Consider the following 12,162-nt stretch of genomic DNA (forward strand, 5'->3'; position numbering starts at 1 on the left):
CACGCCATCTTTTTGAATCTGCGGATTTCACTCCTTGCCTGCTTTGGGCAAGGAGTTTTTTGTTATCCGGGGAACTTGAACAGGCGATCAAGCAGGAGGATGGCAGGGATTATGGTTACTGAGAAAAATGTCATTATGGACGAAACGGCAATTCGCCGGGCGTTGTCACGCATTGCCCATGAGATTTTGGAGAAGAACAAAGGTATTGAGAATTGCCTGCTGGTGGGCATCCGCACACGCGGGATATATCTGGCGCAGCGGATTGCGGAACGCATTAAGGAAATCGAAGGAGTCGAAATTCCTTACGGCGAGCTGGACATCACGCATTACCGCGATGACCGTGAGGGCGGCGACAACCGCGAAGCTATGGACCTTGCGGTGGTGAACAGCAATCTGACGCTGCCGGCGGGCTGCGGGGGCATTCACGACAAAAAAGTGATTTTGTTCGATGATGTGCTCTACACCGGCCGCACGATCCGTGCTGCGATGGACGCGCTGATGGATTGCGGACGGCCGCGGATGATTCAGCTCGCTGTGCTGGCGGACCGTGGACACCGGGAGCTTCCGATCCGGCCTGACTACATCGGCAAGAACGTACCTACCTCCAAGCATGAGCAGATCGAAGTGGCGCTGACGGAGTTCGATGGCAAGGACGAGGTATACATTATTTCCAACCGGGAGGAACGATAACGATGATGACAGCAACCAAGGTGAAGGAACGCAGTCTGCTGGGAATTAAGGAGCTGGACCGGACGGAGATTTTGCAGCTTTTGAACAGAACGGCATACTGGGACAATCAGGCCGAGAAGCTAACACCGGTGCTGAGATCGCATTTTGTGGCGAATATGTTTTTTGAGAACAGCACGCGTACCCGGTTTTCCTTTGAAATGGCTGAGAAACGGCTGGGCGTTCAGGTGCTCAACTTCACGGCTGCTGCTTCCAGTGTCGAAAAAGGCGAGTCGATCTACGACACCGTACGCACGCTGGAGTCGATGGGGATCGACGCCGGAGTAGTGCGCTTGAAGCCTGCGGGTGTGCTTCAGCAGCTCGCTGAGAAAGTATCCATCCCGCTGATCAATGCAGGGGACGGCAATAATGAGCATCCCACACAGGCGCTGCTGGATCTGTACACGATGAGCAAAAACTTTGGAGAATTTAAGGGGCTTAAGGTTTCAATCATCGGAGATATTATGCATAGCAGGGTAGCCCGCTCAAACCTGTGGGGACTGACCAAAATGGGAGCCCAGGTGCAGTTCTGCGCACCGGACAGCATGAAGGCGCCTGAGCTTGCCGAATTCGCACCTTACGTCAGCATGGAGGAAGCGCTGAAAGCGGATGTGGTCATGATGCTGCGCGTGCAGCTTGAGCGCCATGCTACAGGGATTCTGCAGTCGGCGGAAGAATACCGCAAGCAGTATGGACTTACCGAAGAGCGCGCCGCGAAGCTGGACAAGAATACGATCATCATGCACCCGGCGCCGGTGAACCGGAATGTCGAAATTGACGACGCAGTGGTGGAAAGCGACAAATCGCGGATTTTTCCTCAGATGGCGAATGGAGTGCCGGTACGCATGGCTGTAATGGAAAGAGCGATCCACTAAAGACCTGACAACTTCTATTTTAATAAATATACACAAAGATGAATTTTTATTATATAATAACTACAGAGCCCGCGGCCTTTGTCTGCGGGTAGAAGGAGAATCAGAACCGTGATCATCAAGAACGCCAGTGTACTGAATGAGGAAGGCGTGCTGGAGCGCAAGCACATCGTAGTGCAGGATGGGATTATCTCAGCAATCAAGAGCGAAATCGAGGCTGTAGACGGAGCAGGAGAGATCATTGAAGCTGATGGCAAGCTGCTGATTCCGGGACTGATTGATATGCACGTGCATCTGCGCGAACCTGGCTTTGAGCATAAGGAAACAGTGGAGACCGGGGCCCGCTCGGCGGCCAAAGGCGGTTTTACGACAATTGCTTGTATGCCGAACACGCGGCCGGTGACGGATAGCCCGGAGATTGTGCAGTTCGTGAAGGATAAAGCGCGTGAAGCGGGACTGGTGAAGGTGCTGCCGTATGCAGCAATTACCAAGAGTGAGCTTGGACGCGAGCTGACTGATTTTGCCGCCTTGAAGGAGGCCGGTGCCATTGGGTTCACGGATGATGGCGTAGGCGTACAGAGTGCCCAAATGATGAAGGATGCGATGAAGATCGCTGCAGGGATGGATATGCCGGTGATTGCCCACTGCGAGGACAACTCGCTGGTTGAGGGCTGCGCGGTAGCCGAAGGCACTTTTGCCGACAAGCATGGTCTGAAGGGAATCCCAAATGAGTCGGAAGCGATTCATGTCGGCCGCGATATTCTGCTTGCTGAAGCAACAGGCGTTCACTACCATGTCTGCCATGTCAGCACAGAGCAGTCGGTGCGGCTGATCCGTCAGGCGAAGGAGATCGGTATCAAGGTGACCGCTGAGGTATGCCCGCATCATCTGCTGCTCTCGGAGGAAGACATTCCTGGCCTGGACGCCAATTGGAAAATGAACCCGCCGCTGCGCTCGCGCCGTGATGTGGAGGCGTGCATCGCCGGTCTGCTGGACGGTACGCTTGATATCATCGTCACTGACCATGCGCCGCACAGCAAAGAAGAGAAGGCCAAAGGCATGCAGCTTGCGCCGTTCGGCATCGTTGGCTTTGAGACGGCATTCCCGCTGCTGTACACAGCTTTTGTGGCAACAGGCAAATGGGACCTCTCACTGCTGGTACAGCGCATGACCGCTGATCCGGCACGGGTTTTCCGGCTGAACACAGGCAGCCTTAAGGTTGGCGCGCCAGCGGACTTGACACTGATTGATCTGACGGCAGAGAAGGAAGTAGATCCCGCTTCGTTTGCCAGCAAAGGGCGCAACACTCCTTTTGCCGGATGGAAGCTTAAAGGCTGGCCGGTAATGACATGGGTAGACGGCCGGGCCGTATGGACTGAAGAATAACTGACGGACTGGTAGAGCGGAGCTGCCGGCTGTATGGGGCAGGTAGAACATACAGCGGCATTTTCGCGCGCACACTCCGGCAGACATGGAAGACATAAGAAAGTATCAGACTACAGAACCAAGAAGGAGTGGAAGGGAATGCAGGCAAGATTGCTGCTACAGGACGGTACGCTATTTACAGGCACCGCATTTGGCGCGGAAGGCGAAAAGACGGGCGAGGTTGTTTTTAACACAGGGATTACAGGTTATCAGGAGGTGCTGTCGGACCCTTCCTACTGCGGCCAGATCGTCACAATGACTTATCCGCTGATCGGAAACTACGGCATTACCCGGGATGACTTCGAATCGGTTCGTCCCTTTGTGCACGGCTTTGTCGTACGCCGCCATGAGGCGGTTCCCAGCAACTGGCGCGCTGAATACAGTGTGGACGACTTGCTGAAGGAATACGGCATTCCCGGAATCAGCGAGATTGATACACGGATGCTGACCCGCATTATCCGCCACTACGGCACTATGAAGGCGATCCTGACCACTTCTAACAAACGTGTGGAAGAGCTGATGGAGATGATGGGCGACACTTCCATTGAAGAGCTGCGCAACCAGGTTGCCCGTACCTCTACCACTACAACCTACAGCAGCCCGGGCACCAAGGAACGGATCGTGCTTGTTGATTACGGTGCAAAGACGGGTATCCTGCGTGAGCTGAACAACCGGGGCTGCGATGTGGTTGTCGTGCCGCATGATGTGACAGCCGACGAGATCCGCCGCCTGAACCCGGATGGCATTCAGCTCTCCAACGGCCCTGGGGACCCTAAGGATGTGCCATATGCGGTGAAGACGATCTCCGAGCTGCTCGGTGAATATCCGATCTTCGGGATCTGCCTGGGCCATCAATTGTTTGCACTGGCTTGCGGCGCGGATACAGAGAAGCTTAAATTCGGCCACCGCGGCGGCAACCATCCGGTGAAGGAGCTGGAGAGCGGACGCTGCTTCATCACCTCGCAGAACCACGGCTACACGGTCAACGAGGAATCCGTGAAGAGCACTGAGCTTGAAGTTACACACATCAACAACAATGACAAGACCATCGAAGGCTTGAAGCATACCCGCTACCCCGCATTTTCTGTGCAGTACCATCCGGAAGCGGCGCCGGGACCGCATGACAGCAGCTATTTATTCGACCGTTTCCTGCAGATGATTGCCGATCATAAGGCCAGCAGACCTGCCGTCACAAGACAGGCACAGCTTGCGGCCAACGCCAGAATCACGGCACCGAACGTTACCCCGCAGCTTGAAGCCGTGAAAGGAGCTCTATAACATGCCAAAGAACGATAAGCTTAAAAAAATTCTCGTCATCGGCTCCGGCCCGATTGTTATCGGCCAAGCCGCCGAGTTCGACTATGCCGGAACCCAGGCCTGCCAGGCCCTCAAAGAAGAAGGCGTGGAGGTTGTGCTGATCAACAGCAACCCGGCCACAATTATGACCGATACCAATATGGCCGACAAGGTATACATCGAGCCGATTACCCTTGAATTTGTTACCGGAATTATCCGCCAGGAGCGTCCGGACGGCTTGCTGCCGACGCTGGGCGGACAGACCGGCCTGAATATGGCTGTGGAGCTGGCCCGTGCGGGCGTGCTGGAGCAGGAGAATGTGAAGCTGCTGGGCACACAACTGGAGTCCATTGAGAAGGCGGAGGACCGCGATCTGTTCCGTGAACTGATGCGTGAGCTGAATCAGCCTGTACCGGAGAGCACCATTATCACAAGTGTGGAAGAAGCTATGGGCTTCGCAGCCGGAATCGGCTATCCGCTGATCGTCCGGCCTGCTTATACGCTGGGCGGTACCGGCGGCGGGATTTGCGACAACGAAGAAGAGCTGCGCGAAACCGTCAAGGCGGGTATCCGCTACAGCCCGATTGGCCAATGTCTGGTGGAGAAGAGCATCGCCGGCATGAAGGAAGTTGAATATGAGGTTATGCGCGATGCGAATGACAACTGCATCGTGGTCTGCAATATGGAGAACTTCGATCCGGTTGGCGTGCACACAGGCGACAGCATCGTCGTAGCACCAAGCCAGACCTTGTCCGACCGTGAATATCAAATGCTGCGCAGCGCTTCGCTGAAGATTATCCGTGCGCTGAATATCGAAGGCGGCTGCAACGTGCAGTTCGCGCTCGACCCGCAGAGCTATCAATATTATGTCATTGAAGTGAACCCGCGTGTCAGCCGCTCCTCGGCGCTGGCGTCGAAGGCAACCGGCTATCCGATTGCCAAGATGGCGGCCAAAATCGCGCTCGGCTACACGCTGGATGAAATCGTCAATCCGGTGACCGGACAGACGTATGCCTGCTTCGAGCCGACCCTGGACTATATTGTCAGCAAAATTCCGCGCTGGCCGTTTGACAAGTTCATCTACGCGAACCGCAAGCTGGGCACGCAGATGAAAGCAACCGGTGAGGTAATGGCGATTGGCCGTACCTTTGAAGAGTCGATTCACAAGGCCATCCGTTCTCTGGAAATCGGTCTTCACCGTTTCCGTCTCCCGGGTGCGGAGAAGCTGGAGGACAGTGTGCTGCGCACAAGACTGGCGAAGGCAGACGATGAGCGCCTGTTCCTGATTGCCGAGGCCTTCCGCCGCGGCTATGATCTGCAGGAAATCCAGGATATCACAAATGTGGACTGGTGGTTCCTCTCCAAGATCGAGGGGCTGGTGAACTTTGAAGAGGTGATCCGCAGCGAAGCAACACTGTCGCCGGAAACACTCTATCAAGCGAAGCGCAAGGGCTTCACCGACCGGGCGATTGCCCAGATCCGTGCAGAGGGATGTTCCGGTCTTGAGCAAACGCAGGAATCCGAGGTTCGGGCATTGCGCCTGCAGCAAGGGCTGACTCCGGTCTTCAAAATGGTAGATACCTGCGCAGCCGAGTTCGAAGCCTCCACACCGTACTACTATTCGACTTATGAGACCGAGAACGAGGTTATTCATTCCGACAAGCAAAAGGTAGTCGTGCTGGGCTCCGGTCCGATCCGCATCGGCCAGGGGATTGAATTTGACTACTCTACGGTGCATGCGGTATGGGCAATTCAAAAAGCGGGCTATGAAGCCGTAATTATCAACAACAATCCAGAGACGGTGTCTACGGATTTCAATACCTCGGACCGGTTGTATTTTGAGCCGCTGTTCTTCGAAGATGTTATGAACGTAATCGCCCAGGAGAAGCCAATCGGCGTTATCGTGCAGTTCGGCGGACAGACGGCAATTAACCTTGCTGCACCGCTGGCTGCTGCGGGTGTGAATATTCTGGGCACCAGCCTGGACAGCATCGACGAAGCCGAGGACCGCAAGAAGTTCGAAGCGCTGCTGGCCCGTCTGGATATTGCCCAACCGAAGGGCAAGACGGTCATCAACATCGACGAAGCGGTGGAAACTGCGCAATCTCTCGGTTATCCGGTGCTGGTGCGTCCTTCCTACGTGCTGGGCGGCCGCGCGATGGAAATTGTCTACAACGACACGGAGCTGCTGAGCTACATGGCTGAAGCGGTGAAGGTCAACCCGGAGCATCCGGTCCTGATCGACCGTTATATGCTCGGCAAAGAAGTAGAGGTTGATGCCATCTGCGACGGGGAGACGGTGGTTATCCCGGGCATTATGGAGCATGTAGAGCGCGCAGGGGTTCACTCCGGCGACTCCATTGCCGTATACCCGCCACAGTATCTTAGTGACGGCTTGAAGCAGAAGATTACGGACATCACCATCAAGATCGCCAAAGAACTGAAGACCATCGGGCTGGTAAATATCCAGTTTGTTATCTATCAAAATGAAGTGTATGTCATCGAAGTGAATCCGCGCTCCTCGCGTACGGTTCCTTTCCTGAGCAAGGTAACAGGCATTCCAATGGCCAATCTTGCGACCAAGGTCATTCTCGGCGGCAAGCTGAAGGAAGACGGGTATACAGAAGGCCTCTGGCCGGAGAGCGACTATGTGTCGGTAAAAGTGCCGGTGTTCTCTTTTGCCAAGCTGCGCAGAGTAGAGCCTACACTGGGACCGGAAATGAAATCAACCGGCGAGGTGATGGGCCGCGACAAGCTATATGCCAAAGCGCTGTATAAAGGCCTGATCGGTGCGGGAATGAAGATTCCGGCCACCGGAGCCATCATCGTAACGGTAGCAGACAAAGATAAGGCGGAAGCGGTAGAGCTGATGAAGGGCTTCCACGCCATGGGCTACAAAATCATTGCCACCGGCGGCACAGCGCTTGCCCTCGAACAGGCGGGCCTGAACGTGATGAACGTCAACAAGCTGGATGAAGGAGAGCCGACCATCCTCGATCTGATTCGCGGCGGTCAAGCGAACTTCGTCTTCAATACTCTGACCAAAGGCAAAACGCCGGAGCGCGACGGCTTCCGTATCCGCCGGGAAGCGGTGGAGAACGGCGTTGTATGTATGACTTCGCTTGATACCGTGACCGCGCTGCTGAGAATGCTGCAGACGATCAACTTCTCGTCACAGTCGATGCCTGCTTTTGTCGGACAATAATCTATCGAAGTATAGCCCGGCCTATACAGGCGGGACAACGGGAACGGTTTGCGTTAGCGCAGACCGTTCCGCTGTGCCCGGGACCTTGAAAAACTTTAATTTTATGGTGAATGCTATGGAAGTGACAGGCGATCATCAACAAGACTTGCGGTGCACCGCATGGGTTAGGAGCGAGCAATACTATGGCAAACGAAGAGGATCAGCAAGTCAAGAATCGTGAAGAAATGGCGGGACGGCTGATGGTCGCTCTCGATGTACCGGATGTGGCCCAGGCCAGACTTTTAATTGAGAAGTTGAAGGGCATTCCTTGTTATATGAAGGTTGGCATGCAGCTTTTTTATGCGGCTGGACCTGACTTTATCAGAGAGCTGAAGGCGCGCGGCTATTCTGTATTTCTGGATGTCAAAATGCATGATATTCCCAATACCGTCCGCGGCGGAGCGGAGAGCCTGACGCTGCTGGGAGTGGATATGTTCAACGTTCACGCTGCCGGAGGGAAAACAATGATGGCAGCGGCGCTGGAAGGCGCAACGAAGGCGGTCAGCCAGCAGCCGTCGCTACAGCTTCCGCTCATTATCGCTGTAACCCAGCTTACGAGCACCAGTCAGGAGACGATGAACGCCGAGATTGGTATCGACGGCACGGTTACAGATACCGTTGTGCGCTATGCCAAGCTCGCGGCTGAAGCCGGCCTGCACGGCGTGGTGGCTTCACCGCAGGAATCAGCGGTGATTGCCGCAGCTTGCGGACCGAAATTCCGCACAGTAACACCGGGAATACGTCCGGCAGGCGCTTCGATGGATGACCAGTCCCGCGTAATGACTCCCGGACAAGCCATCCGTCAGGGCAGCCATTTCCTGGTTGTCGGACGTCCGATTACAGCGGCGGCGGACCCGCGCCAGGCCGCACTTACCATTATTGAGGAGATGAGCCAAGCATGAGCCCATTATTGAATAAAAGTGAACAAGTTGCCCGTTACCTGCTGAAGATCGGCGCGGTAGCGCTGCGTCCGCAGGACCCTTTTACCTGGACTTCCGGCATTAAATCGCCAATCTATTGCGACAATCGTCTGACGTTGTCCTTCCCGGAAGTCCGCAGCTACATTGCCGATGCCTTCGTGGAGACAATTGCCGGCACTTACCCGGAAGCCGAAGTGATTGCAGGCACGGCTACCGCCGGCATTCCGCATGCAGCCTGGGTGGCTGACAAGCTGAATCTGCCGATGGCCTACATCCGTGACAAGGCCAAGGGCCATGGCAAGCAGAACCAGATTGAAGGCCTGATCAAGCCCGGTCAAAAGGTCATCGTAATCGAAGACCTGATCTCTACAGGCGGCAGCTCCATCAAAGCTGCTCAGGCTGTTCAGGAGGCGGGAGGTATTCCGCTGGTTGTGCTGGCTATTTTCAGCTATGAGCTGGACCGCGCCACCGAAGCCTTTGCCGCAGCCGGTGTGCCGCTGCAGACTCTTTCCAATTACACAACCTTGATTGATGTCGCACTCGCCCAAGGCACTATTGCTGATTCAGATGTAGAGCTGCTGCAAGCATGGCGTAAAGATCCGGCTTCTTTTGGCGTATAATGTCTGAAACAATAATTCTCTCTTCAAGTCCTCACCTCGGTGGGGATTTTTTGACATTCTGGAGAAACGGATGCCGTTTCTTCTTGTGGCATGGCGTGCATGAATGACGTTGGCCCCCCTGACTTTCCCCATCCTATGAAGAAATCGTAGTGTATCTTTAAACAGCCTGTAACTTCCCCTCCCGCACATATCTTTATAATGCTAAATATAGGAAAGGTTCATTTCCGTTAAGGGAGAGAACGAATTTCGCCCAGGAGGGGATTTGTACATGAATAGTAAAGGAATCGGGGCGGCAGCCAAACGCTGGCTGTCACTTGGCATCTGTACGGCGCTTGTGCTGCCGCTGACATCTGCGGGAGGGATTAGTGCCGCCGCCGAGGGCTCAAAGGTCTCTGAAGGGCAGCGGGTGCTGCGTATCGGCAGCCTATGGAGCGGGGAGGACGATAATTATTTCCGCCAGCAGTTTACCGATCTCTATGAGCTGCAGCATCCCGAGGTCACCCTGGAGTTCGTTACAGCCATTGATACAGAGAAGCTCCGCTTCAGTTCCGGCAACCTCCAGGCGGGTCAGGATAATCTGGACAGTATGCGGGCCATTATGGGCGGTGATAAGCCGGTGGATGTGGTTATCGGCGACAGCACACTGCTTAAGAGATTGGCCGACCGGAATCTGGTTGAGCCGTTACAGCCTTTGATTGACCGGGATCACTACGATCTCAGCAATATGGCCCCTACGGTTCTGGAGGGGATACGGGAATTGGGCAGGGGGAATCTGTATGCGCTGGGGCCTGCCTTTACATCAAGTGCACTGTTTTACAATAAAAAGATATTCGATGCTGCCGGAGTGGCATATCCTGAGAAGGGGATGACTTGGGAGAAATTGTTCCCGGTTGCAGCAAAGGTCACCAAGGGTCCCGGAGACGTTAAAGACCGTATCTACGGATTAGCCATGAACCGCTTCGCGGGTGCTCCCTTCTGGGATATGCAGAGCTACCTTTCTCCGCTTCAGCTTGCGATGTATGATAATACAGGCGAAAAAATGACCGTGAATACTCCCGCCTGGAGCAAGGCCTGGAACGACTACAGCAATCTAGTGAAAAAACAGATCATTCCGGGTTTGCACGAGATTATCTACCCGAATGAGGTTACTCCCTTAGCCGTTGACCTGTTTCTGACCAGCAGAGCTGCAATGGTAGTTGCGGATTACAGTTATATCAATGAGCTTACGGTAGCGGAAAGAAATGCATCCCTCATTAAAAATTTCCAGCCTGTGGACTGGGGCATCGTTTCAGTGCCTACCTTTGCTGAAAAGCCCGGAGTAGCTATGGGAACCTCGCTTGGCAGCTTGATGGCGATCAATGCAATAGCGCAGAACCAAGAGGATGCCTGGGATCTGATCCAATTCGTCAACAGCAACGAGGTTGCCAAAATCAAAGCCCATAACCGTTACGAGCTGACCGCGCGCAAAGATTATAATAAATCCCCGGAAAAGGGGCTGGATCTTGCTCCGTTCTACAGCCAGAAGCCGCTGCCGGCAAATGACCCGGCGATGGACAGTTTGCAGGCACGCCTTCCCGGAATCACCCAAATCAATGATGCCGGGCAGATATTATTCACAGAGGTGTATCAAGGCAAGCGAACTGTCGCCAGTGCGCTTCAAGCCTGGGAGAAGCAGGGCAATCTCATGCTGAAGACGCTGCAGAAGCACCCTAATGAATATTTTGATCTTTATAATAGCTGGCCTGAGAAAAGCGCAGCGAATCAATAGAACGCATCCAAAAATTACGCAGCCGCCGCCGGATTCCGGCGGCTTATTTTTCGGAAACTGGGCATGATATGTTTAGAAACAGAGCGACCTTATTTTTGCGAAAAAGGAGAAGAAGGCATCATGAACTGGATATACTTCGCAAAGCTGTTCAGGACGAGGTTTCAAGCAGGCTGCCTGGCCAAAAGACTGGAGCAGGACGGCTGGATCTACGGCTATCATGACCCGCGTTTTGTGGAAATTTACCGTTCGCGCAAGGGCCGCTATGGGGTACGCTTTCTGCCCTGATCCATTAACCAAAATCATCCTTGACTTTAACCCCGGATATAATGTATATTATCTATTGTCGCTGTTTGAATATGATTACTGACGCGGGGTGGAGCAGCCCGGTAGCTCGTCGGGCTCATAACCCGAAGGCCGCAGGTTCAAATCCTGCCCCCGCAACCAATTTATTTTCCAGACAGCCATTGTATATACGGAATCCTAGATCCGGGCCCTTAGCTCAGTTGGTTAGAGCGGTCGGCTCATAACCGATTGGTCACAGGTTCGAGTCCTGTAGGGCCCACTTCCTAAACCCCTTGCGTAGCAAGGGGTTTTTGCTGTTTATTAAGGAGCAAGAGCAGACAGAATTATTTTAGTCGGCTGATACGTGGCGAGTTAAATTGAGAGATGACGAGATAAATTAATCCCACCAACGGGATAAAGATTGCCAGGGTGAAGCCGATGGCAATCTGCCATTTAGGACACTCTTTTTTCCACATAACCCGAGCAACCAGAATTGGAATAGCAATACGCAGTGCATATATTCCAATACCGATAAGAATTGCGAAATCCATTTCAAACACCTCTTATGTATTAGTTATCCTCTATTTTATCGGTTGGGAATGCTTAGGGGAATAGGGGGTGTTGTGGTTTTAGTCCTTCGCTTATAGTAATATTTTGTTAAATGAGGAGGCGTGCCATGAAAGTATTCATTAAGAAGCTGGGCCTTTGGTTGCCGCTATTATCGTTAATTGTTTGTCTGTATAACCTATCAGGACGCGATGATAAAAACTTATTGCTTGCCTTTACAAATCCTTTGCTCATCTGGTTAAATCCGCAATTGACAGATTTGCATTACTTAATGAAAAATGAGCTTTTGTGGCAGCTTATTTTGTACGCGATTCATTTCTTCTCATGGCTAATTGTTGGTCTTGTATTAGATTGGGGATTTTCACGCAAGAGATCAAAAAACAAAACCACGTGATTGTAAAAGCTTTGACAAACAGTAAAGAGAGTACTAATATTACTATAT

Annotated in this window: 11 protein-coding genes and 2 tRNA genes; 12 read left to right on the forward strand and 1 reads right to left on the reverse strand. The window is 53.4% G+C overall.

Features of this window, described 5'->3' with window-relative positions; translation table 11 throughout:
* The first annotated feature begins 111 nt into the window (after nt 1–111).
* The 11 genes from pyrR to B212_RS0105100 all read left to right on the forward strand — a co-directional run bounded on the left by pyrR (nt 112) and on the right by B212_RS0105100 (nt 11,433).
* Complete coding sequence (gene pyrR, locus B212_RS0105050; protein ID WP_019909357.1) at nt 112–690, forward strand: bifunctional pyr operon transcriptional regulator/uracil phosphoribosyltransferase PyrR; 579 nt, start codon at nt 112–114, stop codon at nt 688–690.
* Nucleotides 691–692: 2 nt separating this feature from the next.
* Nucleotides 693–1,601, forward strand: a complete 909-nt coding sequence (locus B212_RS0105055) for an aspartate carbamoyltransferase catalytic subunit (protein ID WP_019909358.1) — start codon at nt 693–695, stop codon at nt 1,599–1,601.
* Between the two features lie 108 nt (nt 1,602–1,709).
* Nucleotides 1,710–2,984 (forward strand): dihydroorotase, encoded by a 1,275-nt coding sequence (locus tag B212_RS0105060; RefSeq protein ID WP_019909359.1) that lies wholly within the window; start codon nt 1,710–1,712, stop codon nt 2,982–2,984.
* 138 nt (nt 2,985–3,122) lie between these two features.
* Nucleotides 3,123–4,301: a glutamine-hydrolyzing carbamoyl-phosphate synthase small subunit gene (carA, locus tag B212_RS30790; protein ID WP_051128248.1), complete on the forward strand. Its 1,179-nt coding sequence runs from the start codon at nt 3,123–3,125 to the stop codon at nt 4,299–4,301.
* 1 nt (nt 4,302) lies between these two features.
* Nucleotides 4,303–7,524, forward strand: coding sequence for a carbamoyl-phosphate synthase large subunit (carB, locus tag B212_RS0105070; RefSeq protein WP_019909361.1), 3,222 nt, complete (start codon nt 4,303–4,305; stop codon nt 7,522–7,524).
* Between the two features lie 182 nt (nt 7,525–7,706).
* Nucleotides 7,707–8,465: an orotidine-5'-phosphate decarboxylase gene (gene pyrF, locus B212_RS0105075; RefSeq protein ID WP_019909362.1), complete on the forward strand. Its 759-nt coding sequence runs from the start codon at nt 7,707–7,709 to the stop codon at nt 8,463–8,465.
* Nucleotides 8,462–9,103, forward strand: a complete 642-nt coding sequence (gene pyrE / locus B212_RS0105080; protein ID WP_019909363.1) for an orotate phosphoribosyltransferase — start codon at nt 8,462–8,464, stop codon at nt 9,101–9,103. Before pyrF ends, pyrE begins: the two co-directional genes overlap by 4 nt.
* Nucleotides 9,104–9,371: 268 nt before the next feature.
* A complete protein-coding gene (locus tag B212_RS30795; protein WP_019909364.1) occupies nt 9,372–10,871 on the forward strand; it encodes an ABC transporter substrate-binding protein in 1,500 nt (499 codons plus the stop codon).
* Between the two features lie 120 nt (nt 10,872–10,991).
* Nucleotides 10,992–11,156 (forward strand): hypothetical protein, encoded by a 165-nt coding sequence (locus tag B212_RS34915; protein ID WP_019909365.1) that lies wholly within the window; start codon nt 10,992–10,994, stop codon nt 11,154–11,156.
* 82 nt (nt 11,157–11,238) lie between these two features.
* A tRNA-Met gene (locus B212_RS0105095) sits at nt 11,239–11,315 on the forward strand.
* Between the two features lie 44 nt (nt 11,316–11,359).
* A tRNA-Ile gene (locus B212_RS0105100) sits at nt 11,360–11,433 on the forward strand.
* 64 nt (nt 11,434–11,497) lie between these two features.
* Here the strand turns inward: B212_RS0105100 and B212_RS0105105 are convergent.
* Entirely contained in the window at nt 11,498–11,704 is a 207-nt protein-coding gene (locus tag B212_RS0105105; RefSeq protein ID WP_019909366.1) for a hypothetical protein, read from the reverse strand.
* Between the two features lie 125 nt (nt 11,705–11,829).
* On the opposite strand from B212_RS0105105, the gene B212_RS0105110 reads away from it, so the two are divergent.
* Nucleotides 11,830–12,114 (forward strand): hypothetical protein, encoded by a 285-nt coding sequence (locus B212_RS0105110; RefSeq protein WP_019909367.1) that lies wholly within the window; start codon nt 11,830–11,832, stop codon nt 12,112–12,114.
* Nucleotides 12,115–12,162 lie beyond the last annotated feature (48 nt).

This window comes from Paenibacillus sp. HW567, from assembly GCF_000374185.1.
Taxonomy (GTDB): Bacteria; Bacillota; Bacilli; order Paenibacillales; family Paenibacillaceae; genus Paenibacillus_AQ.

Bases quoted from the DNA above. Each gene is read 5' to 3' on its own strand.
- B212_RS0105055 (WP_019909358.1), top strand. From the start codon at position 693: ATGATGACAGCAACCAAGGTGAAGGAACGCAGTCTGCTGGGAATTAAG.
- pyrR (WP_019909357.1), top strand. From the start codon at position 112: ATGGTTACTGAGAAAAATGTCATTATGGACGAAACGGCAATTCGCCGG.
- pyrE (WP_019909363.1), top strand. From the start codon at position 8,462: ATGAGCCCATTATTGAATAAAAGTGAACAAGTTGCCCGTTACCTGCTG.
- B212_RS30795 (WP_019909364.1), top strand. From the start codon at position 9,372: ATGAATAGTAAAGGAATCGGGGCGGCAGCCAAACGCTGGCTGTCACTT.
- carA (WP_051128248.1), top strand. From the start codon at position 3,123: ATGCAGGCAAGATTGCTGCTACAGGACGGTACGCTATTTACAGGCACC.
- B212_RS0105105 (WP_019909366.1), bottom strand. From the start codon at position 11,704: ATGGATTTCGCAATTCTTATCGGTATTGGAATATATGCACTGCGTATT.
- B212_RS34915 (WP_019909365.1), top strand. From the start codon at position 10,992: ATGAACTGGATATACTTCGCAAAGCTGTTCAGGACGAGGTTTCAAGCA.
- B212_RS0105110 (WP_019909367.1), top strand. From the start codon at position 11,830: ATGAAAGTATTCATTAAGAAGCTGGGCCTTTGGTTGCCGCTATTATCG.
- pyrF (WP_019909362.1), top strand. From the start codon at position 7,707: ATGGCAAACGAAGAGGATCAGCAAGTCAAGAATCGTGAAGAAATGGCG.
- carB (WP_019909361.1), top strand. From the start codon at position 4,303: ATGCCAAAGAACGATAAGCTTAAAAAAATTCTCGTCATCGGCTCCGGC.